Below are 19,194 nucleotides of genomic sequence, written 5' to 3'. Positions count from 1 at the left end.
CGATATTGTTTTGTCATTGACATTGTAACGGTGTCAATTTAAACATTGTAACCATGACAATATGGATTCCAAAACTTGATGATGCTGGCGGACCTGTTTATCGACAGATCGCACAGACGATTAGCAAAGCGGTTAAAGACGGCTCTCTTAAACCGGGGGACCGACTGCCGACCCACCGCGATCTCGCATATCAACTGGGTGTGACTGTCGGGACCATCACGCGGTCTTATCGCGAAGCCGAAAGGCTGGGGCTTGTTGCCGGTGAAGTTGGGCGCGGGACATATGTTCTTGATAACATCCAGTCCGAACTCGACATGGCCGCGACCGCCCCCATCCCGCTTGCCTTTACAAACAATCTTGCGCAGATGGGGCGAAAGCTGAGCATTCCACAAGATGAGCCTGACGGCTCAGACGATACCGGCCCCATCAATTTCCGGATGAATTGCCCCCTACCCCCGCAAGAAGGACATCTTCGCCAAACCCTGATGGACATCGCTAGCACGATGCCGATTGATGACATGGTGTCCTACAAATCGGAATACGGCCTCGCCCATCAACGCAAAGCTTTGGCCTGTTCTGCAGGAATGCTTGGATTGGATGACAATCCGGAACGCGTGCTTCCGACGGCGGGTGTTCAACACGGTATGACAGTTTCGCTTTTGGCAACGATCCGTCCGGGTGATCTGGTTCTGTGCGAAGAACTGACCTATCCCAATCTTCGCAGCCTTGCCAATTTGCTGCAGTTCCGGTTACGCGGCATTGCCATGGATGATGACGGTATCATTCCGGACGTTCTTGAAAATATCTGTCGCACACATAGCCCGCGCGCGATTTATCTGATGCCAACGCTGCACAACCCGCTATGCACCACCATGAGCCAGCAACGCCGCATCGAAATTGCGGAAATTCTGCGAAAATACGATCTGACATTGATCGAAGACGGCATTTATCATTTCCTTGATCCTGATGCGCCACCGCCCCTGTCCTGCTTTGCCCCGGAACGCAGCATTTATCTTGATGGCGTATCCAAAAGCATCGGCGGTGGATTGCGTGTCGGATATATCCACGCCCCCGGTGAAATGATTGGCAAACTTGCCAGCGCGATCCGATCAACATGCTGGATGGTCTCGACGATCAATCTTGAACTGGTCACCCGCATGATCATGGATGGCAGCCTTGCCCAATACGAAGCCTGGCACCGCGATGAAGCAGTCCAGCGACTTGCCATCATATTAAGTACGCTCAAAGGATATGATGTCCGCTTCCACCCGACCAACTATCACATCTGGCTTGACCTGCCTGACCATATCGACACGGGTGAATTGGTGATGAATGCCGCCAATAGCGGTGTTTTGTTAACCGCCGCACAGCAATTTTCTGTTGGGCCGGTACCGCGCGGATTACGACTTTGCTTTGGAGCAGAACGGTCCACTGAACGGTTACGCCGCGGGGTGCAGATTGTCGACCGGCTGCTTAAAAGCAGTGACTTTGGCAATTCAGTTGTGATGTGAATTTCAACAAAACGGCACGTAAAGAACTCTCATAGTCGGCTTGCCGAAACCCAACTGGCGACATTGGCGACGTTCACACTATGGGCCAATTAAAACGTTAAAAAGAAATTCCTTTCGGCATTTCAGCAATTTCCGCACGCAACGCTTGACCACATGATTGCGTTGCTTCCAAGATATGTTGCGGGGCGCAAAACGCCGTCGCTATTTCTTATCTTGGGCAGCAGAAAGTCAGCAAATGCCAGTTTCCCGCCTTGACGCAGAAGATTGCGGCTTCCCGCATTTTCGGATTCGCAGCCCACACAAAGACCAACCGCCGCAAATTTTCGATTTCTCATCGCATTACCGTGCCGCAGAGGCCCTTAAATTCGGGCTTTCGATGTCCGAACCGGGTTTTAACATCTTTGTTCTGGGTCTTGATCGCGCCGGACGTATGACCGCGACGCTTGACTACCTGAACAAGGCAATGGAAGAACGCGCCACTCCCGATGACTGGGTCTATCTGAACAATTTCTCACGCACCAACCGCCCACGTCCCTATGCCCTTCCGGCTGGCGAAGGGAGCAAGCTTTTCTCATCCATGGAAACGCTGATCTCGCATCTGCGCGAAGCATTTGCATCAGCCTTTAACGCCCCCGCACACCTGACCGAAACACAAACCCAAACCGAAGAAGCCCGCACCCAGCTGCGCGAAAAATTCGAATCCCTTCGGGAATATGCCCGTGAACGCGGTCTTGATGTTCAGGAAAACGAAAAAGGTGTGATGATCGTCGCCCTTAACGACGAAGGCGAGCCGGTTTCTCTTGATGAAATCCCCAAGGAACGCCGGAGCACCGCCGAAGCTTCCTTTGAAGAAGTCGCAGAAGAAGCCCGCAAAACCCTTCTTTCAAGCCGCGATCTTGAAGAACAGATTTCCGATACGCTTGATAGCCTCCGTCGTGGAGCCGCCAAAGTGGTTCTCAAACCGCGCATCAAAAAACTGCGCGATAAATTCACAAGCCCCGGCCTGAAGGCATGGTTCGAAGCACTTGAAAAAGACATTCTCGATAACATCGATGCCTTCGAAGAAGAAAGCGATCAGCCCGCCATTGAAAGTGGCGATGGTAAAATCCCCGAAACCGTCGATGACCGCTATGCCGTCAATCTTCTGATTGACCATTCTCGCGACAGTCACCCAGATGTGGTTTTGGAACCAAGCCCAAGCTACGACAACCTGTTTGGCCAAATTCAGTACCGCCCGATGGGCGGCGGCATGCATCCACATTTCAGCCTGATCAAGCCCGGCGCATTACACCGCGCCAATGGCGGGGTTTTGGTTTTGCGTGCCGAATCACTGGTCGAGCATGAAGAATGCTGGGGTTATTTAAAGGCCGCCCTGCGTGACCGCGAAATCCGCATTGAAGAAACCCAGAAAGGCGGCCCACCCACCGCAGGTGCGCCAGAACCCCGTCCGATCCCGCTTGATCTTAAGGTCGTCATCGTCGGCGCGCCGAAATTCTATTACACCTTCTTCTCGCTTGATGTGGATTTCCGAAATCATTTCCGTGTAAAGGCCGATATCGACGCCGACATGCCTGCAGGTGGGCGCAATATTTCGATTTATACCGGGCTTTTGCGCGCATCTGCGTTGTCTCGTTCGCGCATCCCGGTTGATAATGGCGCCATCCGGCAACTCTTAGGACAAGCCGCCCGCTGGGCAGGGGAACGTGACAAACTCACCGCACAGATCGAACGGGTAGAAGATGTTGCGATTGAGGCCGGGGCACTTTGTAAATCGGATGGTCGCGAAACCATTCGTGCCGCAGATGTCCGGCGTGCCATTGAAGAACGACGTCACCGCAACAGCCGCCTTGAAGATAGATCCCATGAACGGGTTCAACGCCGGGAAATCCTGATTGACAGCTTTGGCGCGGTCGCCGGGCAGGTCAATGCACTTACCGTCCTTGATTATGGCGATCACGCTTTTGGCCTACCGGCCCGTGTATCGGCGCGGTCTTATGTCGGAAGTCTGGGCGTTCTTAATATTGAACGGATGGTCGATATGTCCGGCCCGCTTCAGCAAAAGTCGGTCATGACGATTGAAGGTTTCCTGAAATCACGCTTTGCACAGGAATTCCCGTTATCCTTTGCCTGCAACGTCACGTTTGAACAAAACTATGGCGGTATCGAAGGCGATTCCGCATCGATGGCGGAACTCTGCGCGATCATATCGGCGGTCTCAAACATTCCGATGCGCCAGAATATCGGCGTAACCGGATCAATGAACCAGTTTGGCGAAGCACAACCGGTCGGCGGCGTCTCACACAAGATCGAAGGGTTCTATCGCATCTGTGCGGATCAGGGATTCACCGGTGATCAGGGGGTTATCATCCCGCTTGCCAATGCGGAAAACGTCGTTCTTCGCGAAGAAGTTGTTCAGGCCATTCGTCAGGGCAAGTTCAATATCTGGACCGTTGAGCATATCAATGATGCCATTGAACTGCTAAGCGGCATGCCATCTGGTGACCGCCATGACGGGCAATACCCGGCCAACAGCGTTTATGGCAAGGCCATGGAACGTTTGCGCAGTAATGACCAGATATTGCGTGAACGACATGCCTATCAGCCGCGCGCGGAGATGTAAGAATGGATACACCACCCCATGATCGCCAACAACTTGCGGCAGGTTTGTCGCAAGCGGTTTGCGCATCCAAAAAATGGGGTGGTTTATATCTGATTGCTGCTTTCGGGACGCTGGTTATTGTGGGCATTACGGCACCTAAAAATGCCTATGCTCAAACATCAAGCACCGACACCATCCCAACCGGGATCGACATCATTCCAACAGACCTCCCGGCACATGCATCAACAATGCCGCCTGCTAATCAACCGGTCAGCCTCCTGCCCGGCACGATCCCCGTCAATATTACACTCGAAGAAGATTTGGAAATTCCATCTCTTGCCACGCAATATCATCAGACTTTGACAGGCAATGCGCCAATACGGCGACAACAACGCCCGACAAGCGTTCAAAATGCCCAAAGCACAGGGGGAAAGACGCCTGATCAAACGCGCCCTAGCGTTGGAACGGCTCCGAATTCTTCAGAATTGATCGCGACCAAAACTGATCGGTCACATTCGGTGAATACTGCGTCACGATCAGAAAATGCCGCAGTGAGTGCCAATAGCAACGCCTATCTGATCCAGCTTGGTGCATTTCGTGACACCATTTCCGCAGAAACCTATTGGGCGAGCTTTCGCATTCGCTATCCCGAACTTGCGCAAACCCATCAAAAGACAATCGTAAGTGCCGATTTGGGCACCAAAGGCATTTATCATCGCCTTCAACTGGTTGGCTTTATCACCCCGGATCAGGCAGAACAAAAATGCCGCCAGCTTAAAGCTGACGGCACCGATTGTTTTGCAATCTTGCGCTGAATTCTCAAAGTTTCAAATGACCCGATATAACCGTGGGATGGCCTTAACCACCCGGGGCAAGCAACACGATCTTATCAACAATTAAAGTCGTTGCTTCGGTGCAGGTTGTCATCAGCGCCAGATGTCCCGTCACACGCACTTTATCACCCGGACGAAGACGGCTTGCCTTATTGGCCAGCGCATAAAGCGTTCCATCTTCGGCACGGAACGTTACACATTCCTGCCCGTGATCGGTTATCTCACCGCCAACGGTAAAATTTTCCGTCTGCAGAAACGAACACGCTGACAGCGTAACCGCCACTGTGAAAACCGCAATTTTCTTCGCTAGTCCAACCATATAACCGTTTTTCATCTAGGTGTTCTCCTATGCGTGAACGATTCTCATTCAACACAAATTCATTCCTGCTACGTTAAGGTTCTTGTAAGCCATTAACGCTAAAAGGTTAGCTATCCTTTTAAGGGTTTCACCATATCATGTCATTGGTTACAAGACAGCTCATGGAAAAGTCGCAGATAGAATTGCTCATAGAACTCGCCGCTGATTTTCAGCAGCAAACAGCGATTAACAATCGCGCGACTGAGGAATCCGAACAAAGCAACGCATTGTCAACGCTGGTCGATCTGGCCCGTGACATGCAGACGCGCCTTGACCAGCAACAAAATCGAATTCGCCAACTCGAATTGATGGTCGAAACCGACGAATTGACCGGTCTTTATAACCGCCGTGGCTTCATGCGCCGCACCCGTGAAGCCCTTGCGCGGGCCGCCCGGAATGCTGAACGTGGCCTGATGGTTATTGCTGACCTTGATGGTTTCAAGGAAATAAATGATCAACACGGCCATGCCGCGGGCGATGCCGTTTTGCGCCACTTCGGTCAAAACCTGCGTACCCACACCCGGTCCGATGACTATGTCGCACGCTTTGGCGGCGACGAATTCGCCATTCTCATGAGCGGCAGCAGTCCAGATGCAGCAGAAAAACGCATCAACCAACTCCAAAACGCAACCGCACGCTTCCCTCTGATCTGGCAAGGCAAGGCCCTTGGCATCAAGGCAAGCTTTGGCTACACCGTTTACTCGGCCAAAAGCGATATCTCCGACCTGATCCGGGCCGCTGATGACGCCATGTATGCCAAAAAACACGCAGGTCGGAAGACTGTGGCGACCAAGAATGCCGACCACGACGCGGCTTGACCCACTGAAATAGTGGTTCGCAACGACACCGGTTGTCTTCTTATGATTCTTCATCAATGATGAATTCTGCGGCACGAATCCCCGTCATATAGGCCCCGTGTGTCGTTCCCGCATAATCAAAAATCGTATGTTCCCCTGCAAGAATCAGTCGATTTTCTATTGGTTCTCCAAGATCATCGAAATCCGACTTGGTGGTACCAGGCCGGGGAAAACTATATGCACCAAGCGTGAATGGATCTGTTGCCCAATGGGTTGCAAGAACCTCTATTGGTTCACCAACTTCATCTTCCCAAACATTGCGTAAAACCATAAGCGCGTCGTCAACCATTTCCTGATCTGACATGCGGTCCGCTTCAAGGGCATAGTCGCCGACACTCAACCCCAACAAAATGTTTTCATCGGAAAATGTTCTGTAATTTAGCCAATAATTCCAACGCCCCTTCGGTTCTGTTGTGATCCCGAAATACTGGGTTTCAATATCCCAGAACGGTTCGTCGAATTTAAGGGCAAGTTTGGTAACACTCCCAAAGCCAAGTTTTTCGATTGATGCTTTGTAACTGCCCGGAAGATCGGGTTGAAACTTGATCTTGTTTGCTTTCAAAACGCCCAACGGAACAGCGCAAATACAGTAATCCGCCTCGAACGTTCCCTTGTCGGTCTGAACGACAACATGTTCATCAACTTGATAGTTAATTGACGTCACGTTGTGCGACAGCTTGACATCAATTCCATCTGCAAGCGGTTTGAGAATTTCGTCATATCCCGTGGTAACGACAACATCATCACCATCAAACGCAGAGTCCCAATTGAAAAGCGGTGCTGATAGTTTTTCAATCGCACCGCCTTTGGAAAACTCGGTATAAGCCGAAAAGACCCACATTATGGCTGGGTCGCTTAGATAAGCGGGCCGGTAATCTTTAATCGCCTGCACCAAGCTGCGCTGATCATTCACTTCATAATTACTGTCGATATGGTCTAGGACCCCTTCCCAAGCATCGACAATACGTTCGACCTCGTCTTCATCGTATTCGTATCCTTCCAGATCGAAATACGTGGCATTTTCATCATCAGTGACAACGTATTTTGCACCAACGGCATCGGCTAATTTCTTGGTCGGGTTGTCTGAGGATGGTCCGTGGATCCACCCCGCCCCCACTTCAAAAGGTGCGCCCATGGACCAATCGGTAAGCAACCGACCGCCGATATGAGGCTTGGCTTCCAACACGGTTACCTTGGCCCCGTGTTGGCGCAACATGTTCGCCGCGCCCAACCCGGCGATCCCGGCACCAACAACAATCACCGAGATATTTTCAAGCGCATGTGCATTCTTAATCCCGATCCGGGACGAAACAGCAATCACCCCTGTTGCCATAAGAAAAGACTTAATAAAGCGACGGCGATTGATGTTTCGATTCAGCATATTCACCTCAATGTTTCCAACAGATCACAAACAATTCAAAAGCCATGGCACCCAATAACATTGCCCCAAAACCCGTTTTTAAATTGATGCTCAATCGCCGAACTTCAAGCCACGCCTCTGTCGTCCTCTTTTGAGATTAACAAGATAGACCGAGCTGAAAGCATAAACATCTAATATTTAATTCCCTTAATGGATAAGTATCTTTCAATCGTCGACGTTCAGTGCCATCTAAAATTTGATGATCACGATATGCATCGGTAAAAAGCGCATAGACAACCAGATATCACTAGGATTTCTCACGCCATTCAGGCCCACAAAACCGCCGGTTTTCCCAGCCCAATAAATTTCGATCAGAGACGGGGCGGATTTTTTTGGCATATCAAGTGCAAATCCTTCATATCCTTAGTAAGATCGCAAGTTCCGAAAGACTGCGAACACTGCAGCACACGAAGATCAGGCGGCTTTATATGACGGTTCACAAATGACAGACAGCACCGGGTATTCTGCGGAAACAAACGACCAGGACCTTTTAGCGGCCATGGCGTTCTGCTGGGCAGATATGCTGCTTGAAGTCGATGAAAACGGCTATATCCTGTTTGTCGCCGGTGCAACCGAAAGCCTGTTGGGCTGCACACCGGACCGTTTGATTGGTGAAGCACTTGAAAACATTGTCATAAAGTCGGAACGCCCGTTGATGCGTGCGTATCTGCACACCAGCAACGGATTGAAACGGCTTGAAGAGCTTGATCTGGATTTTCAGGTTTTCGAAGCTGATGGCAGCCCGCTACAGGAATCCGTTCCTTTGTCACTCAGCGGTTATATGATCGCCGACCCGTCAAGCCGATATTACATTGCCGCCCGTCACCGTGCGATTCGCCCGCGTGCCCGTTCCGGCATAGACCGAATTATTCTGCAAAACGCCGTTATTCGACAAAACCAAAACGCCGAAACCCGCCATGCAGCAACCTTGACCGATAAGGCGGCCGCCTCCTATCACAGCGAGGCCTTGGTCGTACTTGAAAATCTGGCAGCGTCGCGTTCACAGGCCGAGACCGCTGCAACGAATGAACTCGCCCGCCTGATCGGCATTGGCGTGAAACAATTCGCACCGTCATTGACGATCAACGCGTCCTCATCGCATAAAACGATGAAAATCCACCCTGTTGACGAACCGATGATTGAACTTGAACGGCGCATTGTTGCATATGCCTCAGCATTGCGTGCCGATCTTGAAGAACCGGTCCGCGACGGCTTGATGGCCTTGACCAATAGCGCGTCTTCATCTGACCCAAACACGAAACGACCTGATGCATCTGACCCGTTTGGCAGTGACTATGAAAGCGCGCGTAACATTCATCATTTCGATGCTGAAAACAGTGAAAACGATCGTGAAACCAATCTGACGCGTGCGGTTGCATATGCCTTGAACCGTATGCAACGCAAAGCGCAGAACGAAGTCACCGCAGCCCGGCTTTCGGCCAGCCTGCCGCATTTGATTAATGAAACGCTGAAATCCGTACGCGCATTCCGCGAAATCGTTGAAAACGGATCGTTTGCCGTCGCACTTCAGCCGATTGTCCATCTTCATAGCCAGGAAATGCACCATTTCGAGGCCCTCGCCCGGTTTAACATCGGCAACAGCCCGCTTGCTGTCGATCAGATCATTCACTTTGCCGAAGGCACAGGACTGATCACTGAATTTGACTTGGCGATGTGCAGCAAGGTTCTCGATCACTTGCGTGATGGCGCAGACAACATCCCCTTCCCGGTCGCAGTGAACCTTTCAGGACATTCACTAGAACAGACCGGATTCCTGCCTGCATTGGTGGAACTTCTTGATCAATACGATATTGCACCACATAGGGTCTTGTTTGAAGTCACCGAAACGTCGCGTATCCGCGGACTTACCGATGTGAATAACGGACTGCAGATTTTGCGCAAACGTGGTCATGAAATCTGTCTGGATGATTTTGGTGCCGGTGCCGCGAATTTTGAATATCTCAGTGCTTTGGATGTCGACATTATCAAATTTGATGGTGGTGCGATGCGCACGGCACTTGCAAATCCCAAAGGTCGCGCCTTCCTGAAGGCGACCGCCCTTCTGTGTCATGACCTTGGCATCCACACCATTGCCGAAATGATCCATGATCAGGCCAGCTACGAAATGGTCCGTGATCTGGGCATTGATTATGGCCAAGGCTACCATCTTGGTCCGCCAGTCACGATTGGCAGCCAGGATGGCTATGACAAAGCAAATGCCACAACAGCGACCGACATCTCGTCGGAAGAAAATATTGATGTCTCGGCCATAACAGGAGGACGCGCATGACTTCCCGTCACCCTGTCGACACCGCATCGTTAAGTGCTGACGCAATCGATGATCTGATCAGCTATGATGCCAGCCTTTTCACCCTTGATCCCAAAGTCATGGCACAGGCAGAAGCCCCCGTCATCGTCATGGATGCCCACGGGGTTCCGTTATTTGCCAATAAGAACGCTGTCGGGTTTGCCAAAGGCATCCGCGATGGTCTGTTCCCTGAAATTTATCAACTGATCCGCCGGACACTAACCACCCCGGGTGGTGTGGTTGAGATGATGACCTTTGAAGTTCAGCGCGGCACAGCAACACTTGAACTGACCGCCCTTCCGACCGGCAGCAATCAGGTCATGATTTTGCCGCGTGACGTCAGCATGGATCGTAATTTACGCGAAGCCCTGATTGATTCGCGCCAAAGATATCGCGACATTGTCGAAGTTTCCTCGGCCTTTGCTTGGGAAACCGATGAAACCGGCAAGTTTGTTTTTGTCTCCCCGCGTGGGGCATTGGGGTATCGTGCAGATGATATCGTCGGGCGTTTCCCGCGCAACTTCCTGCTTGATACCGGTGATCAGGACAGTGAACACGTTTTCCGCAGTCAGAAAGCTGTCCGTGATGTGCCGGTCTGGTTCCGTCGGTCAAACGGTACTGATGCCTGCCTGTCTGTGTCGTCGACCCCTGTCTATTCACGTGAAGGACGGTGGACTGGCACCCGTGGTCTGGCCCATGACATCACCGAACAGCGCCGCCGCGAAAGCGAAGTCTCGACCGCACGAAACCGAGACCGCCTGATGACCTATATCGTGCGCACCATGCGTGACGAAATTGATCCTCTTATGGTTTTAAAAGGCGCATCCGAGGCCAGCACGCGCGCACTTGCCTGCTCAAACTGTGTGATTTTCAAACGTAATGACGAAACAGATGAACTTGACATCGCTGCTGGCGATGAAAGTAAGGATGCCTGCGAAGTTGCCAAGCAGGCCCTAAGCCAACTGCAAAGCACAGAAGAACCGTTTGACGCCCAGATTGGCGAATACCGCATTTTTGCCCTGCGCTGCCATTACCATCAACGCAACAATGGCGCGGTGGTCTTTATGTTTAATGCCGATCACCCTGAACCAACGGATGGCGAACGTGCCATCATGACCGAGGTTTCAGATCAGGTCGGCATCGCAATTGAACAGGCAATCCAGCATGAACGCATTCTGACATTGTCACGCACTGACGGCATGACCGGGCTTCTGAACCGTCGCGCGTTCTTTGAAGAACTCAAACGTCGCCATAGCCGATTGCAACGTGCCGCGGAACCCGCATCCCTGATGTATGTTGATATGGATAACTTCAAGCTGGTGAACGATATTCACGGCCATCAGACAGGTGATGAAGCCATCCTTGCCCTGACACATGTGCTGCAAGACAATGTGCGCCCCGCTGATTTGGTCGCGCGACTGGGCGGTGACGAATTCGTTCTGTGGCTTGAAGGAGCGGATGTAAACGCCGCATCACGGCGTGCGAAGGTATTGATGAAAGAAAGCGCCATTCTGACAAAATATTCCGGCGACAAAGAACATCCGCTGGGCATATCTGTGGGGATCGCCGTTCACGAACCGTCTTCGAAAGAAGAATTACAGCATCTTGTACAACGCGCAGATCAAACCATGTATCAGGTCAAGAAACATGGCAAAGGTCGTTTTGGCATCGCTGCCGCACCCGGATCAGAAGATCCGGCAAAGATAGAAGATTAGGAGGAATACCCGATGAAGGGATTTTTGCAGCGGGTCTTCACCAAACGGCGCGAAACCCCGATTACCTATGACGAAGCCAAGGAAATGGCAGGAAGCCCGGATGCAGATGTCCGTGGCAAGCTTGCACAGCGCCATGATACGCGCCCTGAAATCCTGTATTTCCTTGCAACCGACAACGATTCTTCTGTCCGTCGTCATATTGCTGCCAACGAAGCGACCCCGGTTCAGGCCGATGTTCTTCTGACCGATGATTCCGATGACAGCGTACGTGGCAGTCTTGCTGAAAAAATCGCACATCTCTCGGCCGGTCTGACACCAAATGAAACCGACAAACTGCGTCGGATGACCTATGAGGCGCTTGATAAACTCGCGCGAGATCAGGCTGTCCATGTCCGTCAGGTAATTTCTGAAACTCTCAAAGACATCGCCGAAGCGCCGCAACCAATCATCCAGCAACTTGCCCGTGATGCGGAAAGTGTCGTTTGTGGTCCGGTTCTACAATATTCGCCGGTTCTGAGCGAAGAAGACCTTCTTGAAATCATCGAAGGCAGTTCCGGGCGTGGCGCGCTAAGCTTTGTCTCGCGCCGCCGCAATGTCGGCGAAAAACTTTCAGATGCCATTGCGTCGAGCAGCGACAAGGATGCGATTTCGCACCTTTTGGGCAACAAATCGGCCCAGATCCGTGAAGAAACCCTTGATCAACTGATTGATCGCGCACCGGATTATCCGGAATGGCATGAACCATTGGTTGAACGTCAGCACTTACCGCCAACAGCGGCAGGAAAACTGGCCCGATTTGTTGCCGAAAATCTGATCAGCGTGCTTGAACGGCGCAAGGACCTTAAAAAGGAACAGCTCGATGCTGTGCGCGAAGTCGTACAGCGGCGCATTGCGTCTGGTGAATTCGAAAAACGCGACGAAGCACCGGAAGATGCCAAAAAACAAAAGGGTAAAAAGGCTGATAAAGCCGTAGCCGCAGATAAAGGTGCCAAAGGTAAAACCGACACCCCAGCATCTGGCAAAGCTGCAACTGATGGCGAGGAAGAAGAAGAGGAGCCAGCATACGAAAGGGCCCTTGCACTTCATGCCAAGAAAAAGCTTACCGATAAGGAAGTTGCGAAGGCATTGGCAGCCAATGATATAAAATTTGCCCGTGCAGCCCTGTCGGTTTTGGCAGGCATACCGCCAGAAGCCGTTACCAAGGTTCTTAACACCCACTCGGCAAAGGGTGTTGTTTCATTGGCATGGAAAGCAGGCCTTCCGGCTGATCTTGCAGTGAAAATCCAGGTCAAACTTGGTCACGTCCCGCCAAGCCAGACACTCAATCCGCGTAACGGCAATCAATATCCGCTTAGTGAAGATGACATGAATTGGCAGCTTGAATTCTTTACCGGCATGGCGACAAGCGGCTTACGCTAACCTTAAATAACAATCTGTAAGATTGCGTGGAACGTCCTGCATTACGCCGGGCGTTCCATCGAGATATGCGCGATCCCGTCCTCATCATATTCATCACCAAATTGCACAAAGCCAAGACCTTGATAAAAATCGCGCAGATAAAGCTGTGCGTTCAAATAGATCGGCTTTCCGGCAAAATTATCGGCACAGGCTTCAATCGCGCGCGCCATCAAGACGCGGCCAATGCCTTGCCCACGCAAAACCTCGCTCGTCACAACACGGCCAATCGCGGGCCTATCGCCCTGCTCCGCATGATCCGGATCCAGACCCGGACCAACAATGCGTGTAGCGGCAAGAACTTCGTTTCCATCCAAGGCAAGAATATGCAGGCATACCGGATCAAGCCCGTCGATCTCGGGAAAAATGCATTCTTGCTCGATAATGAAAATCTGCTGTCGCAATTTCAGCAGGCTATAAACCTGAAACGGTGACATTTCTTCAAAACGGCATGTCACCCAGTTCAGATTATTACGTGTGTCTGGCATCTGAAAATCTCTTCACGGCTCGAAAGATAAGGACATTGACTTTCCCAAGGGGCGGTAACGAGCGATGGATAGCTACGCGCCCGCCTTTTCGATGTGATAGACAAAAACACCGTCTTCTTCTTTCGATGAGACCAGCCGGTTACCCGTCATCTCGCAGAAGGATTTCATGTCTGCAACAGACCCGGGATCGGTTGCCATCACTTTTAAAATGCCCCCGTCAGGAACATCGCGCAAAGACTTCTTTGCCTTAAGCACCGGCATTGGGCATATCAACCCCCGTGCATCAAGAATAACATCGTAAGTATCACTTGAAGATGACGTCATGAACGACCTTATAAAAAAAACGAATTTGGTCTGAGATAGTGCCAATTGGCGATTGTTGCATTTGCACAATATGTTAGACTGAATAATAACAATCAATCAAACGCTGTTAGCCTCCCCAAGATGCAAATCTATCTCCCGATTGCCGAAATATCGGTAAATATATTCCTTATTCTGGGACTGGGCGGCGGGGTAGGCTTTTTGTCTGGCCTGTTTGGCGTTGGCGGGGGCTTTTTGATCACCCCGCTTTTGATCTTTTACGGTATCCCACCAGCAGTATCTGTTGCAACTGCCGCAAATCAGATTGTCGCATCATCCGTATCTGGCGTATTCGCCCATTGGCGACGCGGAAATGTCGATTTGAAAATGGGCCTTGTGTTGCTGGCTGGCGGCATTGTCGGCTCAACGGTTGGTGTTTGGGTCTTTGCCTGGCTGCGGTCTTTGGGGCAAATCGATCTTGTCATTTCGCTGTGCTACGTCATTTTCCTTGGCATTATTGGCGGCATGATGCTTGTCGAAGCGACCCATGCGATTTTCAAAACACGCCGCAAAGGTAGTGCGTTCCGACGCAGCAAAAAACACCAGCACAGCTTCATCCACGGCCTGCCGTTCAAAATGCGGTTTTACCGTTCCGGCCTTTATATCAGTGCCCTGCTCCCGCTTGCCATCGGGTTCTTTGTTGGCATGCTGACCGCGTTGATGGGAGTTGGTGGCGGGTTCGTCATGGTGCCAGCAATGATTTATCTGCTCGGCATGCCTACCGGGGTTGTGATTGGCACATCCCTTTTCCAGATTATTTTCGTGACGGCGAACGTTACCTTTCTGCAGTCGGTCCAAACCCAAACCGTTGATGTTGCCCTAGCGATCCTGCTTTTGATCGGTGGGGTCATTGGCGCACAGTTTGGCGCACAGTTTGGCGCACGGCTAAAAGCCGAACATTTACGTGCCCTTCTTGGGCTGCTGGTTCTGTCGGTTTGTCTGAAGCTTCTGTTTGATTTGGTGATTGAACCAAGTGAACTTTATTCGATCATGCCGGGGAACCTGTAATGGCAGCTTCCTTGCATAAATCAATGATCGTTTGTTTGACCGCCTTCGTTTTCTATGCCATTGGCCACACAGCAAAATCTGCATCGGCCGACCCGCTTGTCGTTGATTTATCCAATCACCTTGTGGCGATCACAACCGGCTTTACCGGAACCGATGTATTGCTGTTTGGCGCGGTTCAAAATGAAGGCGATGTCATTGTCACGGTGCGCGGCCCCGATCAGGACATGATCGTCCGTCAGAAAGAACGCAAAGTCGGCATTTGGATCAACAGCGACAGTGCGCGTTACAAAAACGTACCGGCCTATTATGCCAGCGCGTCAAACCGCCCGATCGAGATTATTGCACCAGAAAATGTCCTGAAAGACTATCGCATCGGTTTGGAACATCAGCGTTTCATTGCGGAAAGCGGAACCACCGAAATAGACCAGAAGGTTTATCGCGAGGCACTGGTCCGCAACATGCAAAATGCCGGCTTGTTCAATCGTCGTCCGGCCAAAATCAGTTTTCTGTCAAATCAGCTGTTCCGGACTGATATTCATTTTCCGGCCAACACCCCGACAGGCACATACACGATCAATGTCTATCTGATTCGGGATGGCCGCATTGCCAGCGTTAAAACCACGCCGCTTGTGGTTTCCAAAACAGGTGTCAGTGCCGCAGTCTATGACTTCGCCCACCGTTATTCGGCCTTGTATGGCATTATCGCCGTCATCATCGCGATCATCGCGGGCTGGATCGCAAGTGTTGCCTTCCGCAAAAGATAATCGACATCCTTTGGCGTGCCGCCGGCAGATCAAGTCCGCCCCACATCCCATTCAAATCAGTCTGATGCGCTTTACGCATTCGCACATGCGGCATTTTTTGCTGCAATCGCAAATAATAAATCTTTATCGATGTTCATAAAAACAACTTGGAAACAAACCACAATTTACGGCACACTTTGCTGATCCGGCATGTGGACGCGCCCCATATACACGTCCATATGGACCGGATCAGGAAACCATTTTGAGAAGCCATATGACGTCATACGATGCCGATCAGGAACTCCGCGCCACGTCCAACCGGACATTTCTTGTTGTTGTCGATAACAGCGACGAAATGACCAAGGCACTTCGCTATGCCTGCCGCCGGGCACAGCATACTGGCGGACGCGTCGCCCTGCTCAGTGTTATTGAACCTGCTGAATTCCAACACTGGATGGCGGTTGGTGACCTTATGAAAGAAGAGGCCCGCGACGAAGCAGAGGCCCGCGTCAATGAACTCGCCGCCTATGTCCATGAACAAACCGGCTCCATGCCGCTTTTGTTCATCCGCGAAGGCCGCTTAAAGGATGAATTGCTGACGCTACTTGACGAAGAAGAACAGATTTCCATTCTTGTTCTTGCCGCAGGCACCACGTCAGATGGTCCCGGCCCGCTGATCACAGCCCTGACCAAAAGCGACACGGTCGGGCAACTTCGCCTGCCGCTGACGATTGTGCCCGCCGCCTTGTCAGAAGCCGATATTGACGCGCTCAGCTAATTCCGTCTCAAAATCCCCAACATAAAAGCCAACCAATTGCAGCGGCAAACTGCCCATACACGGGTTGGCTTTTTTTATGGAAATCTTGGGGAAATCAGATCACTTTGTCTGCTGGAACAGCAACACATTGATCAAGGAACTGCATATAGGCATCAAAGGATGATTTTTGGCCAAACAGGATGTGTGATCGGCTTTTGATCGCATGCGACACCACAGATCGGCGGCGTTTATCGGTCGCCAGCGTCAACGCCGTATCAACGAAATCTGCTGAATGATAGGCAACACAATCAAACACCGAAATCTGACGGTAGCACGTATGACTGCGCCGCGAACGTGCTGCACTTCCCGGTAATGTCACAAGTGGCACACCAAGCCCAAGGCAATCAAACGCCAACATCGCGTCATTCCAGGCCGGACTCTCAAGAACGACATCCACCGCACATAGAAGCGACAATAGGTCTGAGCGGTTCCGCACCGTGACAAACCGCATCCGGCCTGCCACATCGGCGTAATTGACCGCAAACCGACGTCCCCACGCAGCATCCCAACTATCGCGTTCTGGCGCGATCAGCAAAAGTTCCGCCGTTTCATCAAGACGCAGAATTTCCGCGATCAACGGATCAAATTCAGCCGTGAGAACATCCAAGGGCTGCGGGCAAAGATACGTGTTGCGATCCTGTGCCAGACGCCAGCGGCGCTGAAGTTCACTTGGCGTCATGTCGACATCTTCAGGCGGGCTTGCATTCACGAAAAGTCCCGGTAAGCGGATCAGCTTTTCACTAAACCGCTTTTCCCCGCCGGCCGTTTCCCAATCTTCTGCAATCAAATGATAGTCAATATTTGAAAGACCACTGGTCGCGGCAATGCCCCCACCCGAAATCTGAAGCGGTGCCAAACGCCAGCTTGCCAGCATCATGGTATAGGCATCCGACTGCGGATCGACATAATGCAAGACATCAAGATCAAGCCCGGCAATTACCCGTGCAGAATGCAAGGGATCAAGGGGCAAGGGCACAACAAGATCAGCATGATCGTCGATCCGTGCCGTAATATCGTCTTCGCCTGTTGGGGGTCGAATGATGGTGACATCGAACCGGTCACGGTCAATGGCGTCCGCAAGACCAACAATCCAGCGGCCAATGCCATTATCACGCATATTGGCCGACACAATCCCGAGACGGATTTTACCACCTTTGCGTTCTTTGGATCGGCTGACTTTAGGCACATCATAGCCCGAAACCAACCTTTCCCAATAATGGCCCACTGCGCGAAGTTGCTTGTCGCCTTCCGGGCGCAATGCCGCGCGCCAAACCGGCGGGAAACGCGTCAAAATGACCGGATCAATCCGGTCGGTTCCAACGAATTCCAGATCCGGTTCAATCGCATCTTCATCAAGCGTATCGTCCAAAAGATCCCGAACAACTTCATCATTCTGGGCCGCAAGGTTGCTTGGTACCGGCGCAAACAGCAAACGACGTGCTGTGCGAAATAATGTGGTGTTTTGACCCGCAGCAATTTTACGATCAATGCCGTTTTGCAAAACCGATTGTGCGGATTCTGTATCGCCCTCTTCGGCAAGTTCGACCGCCAGACGAAATACCGCGTCATCGCCGCCACCCACACCGATGGCTGCCCCAAATCGTTCAACCGCCTCACCATGACGACCAACAAGGCTTAGTGCCTCACCCATCATCAAAAGCAATTGCGGATCTTTGGGGTATTTCACCATTAGCGGTTCAAGCGCACCGATTGCTTCGGTCCCCTGCCCGACACGAAGGTTCAGCATCGCCAATGTCCGGCGGGCACTTTCATCATCGGGATCAAGGGCCAAGACCTGACGCAAGCAATGCTGCGCACCGGCAAACTGACCAAGACGAAACAGCGCATCACCATAGGCACTCAGCGCACGTTGATGCCCCGGCTCAAGCGTTAAGGCACGGCGCAAGGGTTCGCTTGCCGAAACAGTACGTCCCTGATCAAGGCGTATCTGGCCAATCAAAACCAACGCATTGACAATATCATCGCGCATTTTAAGCGCGGTCATACAGGATTTTTCAGCCCCATTGATATCGCCCATCGCATATTGGCAGGCGGCAAAATTGGCATGAATTTCGGCAACATCAGGGGCCATTTCCAACGCACGTTCGTAATTTGCGCGTGCGCTGTCCAATTCGTCTAACTGGCGATAGGTATTGGCAATATTACAATAAAGGGCCGGTGCATCCGGACACAGCCGAATGGCGCGTTTAAACGCGCCCACTGCATCGCGAAGTTTCCCAATCGATTTTAAGGCTTGTGCATGGTCATGCTGAATTTCGGCACTATTGGCATCGGCAATTGCTGCCCGTCCCATCCGTTCTGCCGCCAGCGTCTGGTTCCCCTGACGCATCGCGACCAACCCGGCCAAATGCATGGCTTCTGCTGCTTGCGGATAGCTACGGGTCATTGTGCGGCAGGCTTGTTCAGCCTCCGCAAGCTGGCCTGCTTCATACAAACCCAACGCAGATCGGTAAATGGCGGCGAAATCAGACAAGGAATACCTATTGCCATACGTGAATTTAATTGCGGGCCAACCATAACGCCCAAGCGTTAACAAACCACGTCTTTGCCACAAATTTCCTGCCATGACCATGGATCAGCGCCCCCGTGCGCCTTTGTCAATCAACGCAGAAGGAAGCCCACGGAATTCTGGATGAAACGCAACTTACTAAACACCTCAAAACAAACAAAAATCCCCCGGATAAATTCCGAGGGACTTTTA

15 protein-coding genes are annotated in these 19,194 nt (G+C 51.7%); 10 read left to right on the top strand and 5 right to left on the bottom strand.

Annotated elements, in window-relative coordinates; all coding sequences use genetic code 11:
- Positions 1-53: 53 nt before the first annotated feature.
- From RIC05_RS16175 to RIC05_RS16165, 3 genes are all read left to right on the top strand, one after another.
- Positions 54-1,511 carry an aminotransferase-like domain-containing protein gene (locus RIC05_RS16175; protein WP_350045678.1) on the top strand — a complete coding sequence of 486 codons (1,458 nt, stop codon included), beginning with the start codon at positions 54-56 and terminating at the stop codon, positions 1,509-1,511.
- A 235-nt stretch (positions 1,512-1,746) separates the two neighbouring features.
- Positions 1,747-4,131, top strand: coding sequence for an AAA family ATPase (locus RIC05_RS16170; protein ID WP_350045677.1), 2,385 nt, complete (start codon positions 1,747-1,749; stop codon positions 4,129-4,131).
- Between the two features lie 2 nt (positions 4,132-4,133).
- A complete protein-coding gene (locus RIC05_RS16165) occupies positions 4,134-4,925 on the top strand; it encodes an SPOR domain-containing protein (RefSeq protein WP_350045676.1) in 792 nt (263 codons plus the stop codon).
- A 43-nt stretch (positions 4,926-4,968) separates the two neighbouring features.
- Here the strand turns inward: RIC05_RS16165 and RIC05_RS16160 are convergent, their stop codons facing one another.
- Complete coding sequence (locus tag RIC05_RS16160) at positions 4,969-5,277, bottom strand: DUF5818 domain-containing protein (RefSeq protein WP_350045675.1); 309 nt, start codon at positions 5,275-5,277, stop codon at positions 4,969-4,971.
- Positions 5,278-5,423: 146 nt separating this feature from the next.
- Here RIC05_RS16160 and RIC05_RS16155 point away from each other — a divergent pair, with 146 nt between their 5' ends.
- A complete protein-coding gene (locus RIC05_RS16155) occupies positions 5,424-6,119 on the top strand; it encodes a GGDEF domain-containing protein (RefSeq protein ID WP_350045674.1) in 696 nt (231 codons plus the stop codon).
- 40 nt (positions 6,120-6,159) lie between these two features.
- On the opposite strand, the gene RIC05_RS16150 is transcribed toward RIC05_RS16155, so the two are convergent.
- Positions 6,160-7,539, bottom strand: coding sequence for a flavin monoamine oxidase family protein (locus RIC05_RS16150; RefSeq protein ID WP_350045673.1), 1,380 nt, complete (start codon positions 7,537-7,539; stop codon positions 6,160-6,162).
- 481 nt (positions 7,540-8,020) lie between these two features.
- Here RIC05_RS16150 and RIC05_RS16145 point away from each other — a divergent pair, with 481 nt between their 5' ends.
- From RIC05_RS16145 to RIC05_RS16135, 3 genes are read left to right on the top strand one after another with little or no spacing between them, the layout of a single operon-like run.
- Positions 8,021-9,868 (top strand): EAL domain-containing protein, encoded by a 1,848-nt coding sequence (locus RIC05_RS16145; RefSeq protein WP_350045672.1) that lies wholly within the window; start codon positions 8,021-8,023, stop codon positions 9,866-9,868.
- Positions 9,865-11,601, top strand: a complete 1,737-nt coding sequence (locus RIC05_RS16140) for a sensor domain-containing diguanylate cyclase (RefSeq protein ID WP_350045671.1) — start codon at positions 9,865-9,867, stop codon at positions 11,599-11,601. The genes RIC05_RS16145 and RIC05_RS16140 overlap by 4 nt, the downstream gene beginning before the upstream one ends.
- Positions 11,602-11,613: 12 nt before the next feature.
- A complete protein-coding gene (locus RIC05_RS16135) occupies positions 11,614-13,020 on the top strand; it encodes a DUF2336 domain-containing protein (RefSeq protein WP_350042758.1) in 1,407 nt (468 codons plus the stop codon).
- Between the two features lie 41 nt (positions 13,021-13,061).
- Here RIC05_RS16135 and RIC05_RS16130 read toward each other — a convergent pair whose 3' ends face one another.
- Together RIC05_RS16130 and RIC05_RS16125 are read right to left on the bottom strand one after the other, a co-directional pair.
- A complete protein-coding gene (locus tag RIC05_RS16130) occupies positions 13,062-13,544 on the bottom strand; it encodes a GNAT family N-acetyltransferase (RefSeq protein ID WP_350045670.1) in 483 nt (160 codons plus the stop codon).
- A gap of 72 nt (positions 13,545-13,616) precedes the next feature.
- Positions 13,617-13,868 (bottom strand): sulfurtransferase TusA family protein, encoded by a 252-nt coding sequence (locus RIC05_RS16125; RefSeq protein WP_350045669.1) that lies wholly within the window; start codon positions 13,866-13,868, stop codon positions 13,617-13,619.
- A 120-nt stretch (positions 13,869-13,988) separates the two neighbouring features.
- On the opposite strand from RIC05_RS16125, the gene RIC05_RS16120 reads away from it, so the two are divergent.
- The 3 genes from RIC05_RS16120 to RIC05_RS16110 all read left to right on the top strand — a co-directional run bounded on the left by RIC05_RS16120 (position 13,989) and on the right by RIC05_RS16110 (position 16,433).
- Positions 13,989-14,912 carry a sulfite exporter TauE/SafE family protein gene (locus RIC05_RS16120; protein WP_350042761.1) on the top strand — a complete coding sequence of 308 codons (924 nt, stop codon included), beginning with the start codon at positions 13,989-13,991 and terminating at the stop codon, positions 14,910-14,912.
- A complete protein-coding gene (locus tag RIC05_RS16115) occupies positions 14,912-15,676 on the top strand; it encodes a TIGR02186 family protein (RefSeq protein WP_350045668.1) in 765 nt (254 codons plus the stop codon). The genes RIC05_RS16120 and RIC05_RS16115 overlap by 1 nt, the downstream gene beginning before the upstream one ends.
- 253 nt (positions 15,677-15,929) lie before the next feature.
- Positions 15,930-16,433 carry a universal stress protein gene (locus RIC05_RS16110; protein ID WP_350042763.1) on the top strand — a complete coding sequence of 168 codons (504 nt, stop codon included), beginning with the start codon at positions 15,930-15,932 and terminating at the stop codon, positions 16,431-16,433.
- 94 nt (positions 16,434-16,527) lie between these two features.
- Here RIC05_RS16110 and RIC05_RS16105 read toward each other — a convergent pair whose 3' ends face one another.
- Entirely contained in the window at positions 16,528-18,933 is a 2,406-nt protein-coding gene (locus RIC05_RS16105) for a tetratricopeptide repeat protein (protein WP_350046134.1), read from the bottom strand.
- Positions 18,934-19,194: the final 261 nt, after the last annotated feature.

Origin of the sequence: Thalassospira sp. (assembly GCF_040218635.1) — a bacterium.
In the GTDB taxonomy this organism is placed as follows: Bacteria; Pseudomonadota; Alphaproteobacteria; order Rhodospirillales; family Thalassospiraceae; genus Thalassospira.
The sequence above is the reverse complement of the archived record's forward strand: the minus strand, read 5'-3'. Positions and strand labels throughout refer to the sequence as shown.

Bases quoted from the DNA above. Each gene is read 5' to 3' on its own strand.
- RIC05_RS16175 (WP_350045678.1), top strand. From the start codon at position 54: ATGACAATATGGATTCCAAAACTTGATGATGCTGGCGGACCTGTTTAT.
- RIC05_RS16135 (WP_350042758.1), top strand. From the start codon at position 11,614: ATGAAGGGATTTTTGCAGCGGGTCTTCACCAAACGGCGCGAAACCCCG.
- RIC05_RS16140 (WP_350045671.1), top strand. From the start codon at position 9,865: ATGACTTCCCGTCACCCTGTCGACACCGCATCGTTAAGTGCTGACGCA.
- RIC05_RS16165 (WP_350045676.1), top strand. From the start codon at position 4,134: ATGGATACACCACCCCATGATCGCCAACAACTTGCGGCAGGTTTGTCG.
- RIC05_RS16160 (WP_350045675.1), bottom strand. From the start codon at position 5,277: ATGAAAAACGGTTATATGGTTGGACTAGCGAAGAAAATTGCGGTTTTC.
- RIC05_RS16125 (WP_350045669.1), bottom strand. From the start codon at position 13,868: ATGACGTCATCTTCAAGTGATACTTACGATGTTATTCTTGATGCACGG.
- RIC05_RS16170 (WP_350045677.1), top strand. From the start codon at position 1,747: ATGCCAGTTTCCCGCCTTGACGCAGAAGATTGCGGCTTCCCGCATTTT.
- RIC05_RS16155 (WP_350045674.1), top strand. From the start codon at position 5,424: ATGGAAAAGTCGCAGATAGAATTGCTCATAGAACTCGCCGCTGATTTT.
- RIC05_RS16145 (WP_350045672.1), top strand. From the start codon at position 8,021: ATGACAGACAGCACCGGGTATTCTGCGGAAACAAACGACCAGGACCTT.
- RIC05_RS16115 (WP_350045668.1), top strand. From the start codon at position 14,912: ATGGCAGCTTCCTTGCATAAATCAATGATCGTTTGTTTGACCGCCTTC.
- RIC05_RS16110 (WP_350042763.1), top strand. From the start codon at position 15,930: ATGACGTCATACGATGCCGATCAGGAACTCCGCGCCACGTCCAACCGG.
- RIC05_RS16130 (WP_350045670.1), bottom strand. From the start codon at position 13,544: ATGCCAGACACACGTAATAATCTGAACTGGGTGACATGCCGTTTTGAA.
- RIC05_RS16150 (WP_350045673.1), bottom strand. From the start codon at position 7,539: ATGCTGAATCGAAACATCAATCGCCGTCGCTTTATTAAGTCTTTTCTT.
- RIC05_RS16120 (WP_350042761.1), top strand. From the start codon at position 13,989: ATGCAAATCTATCTCCCGATTGCCGAAATATCGGTAAATATATTCCTT.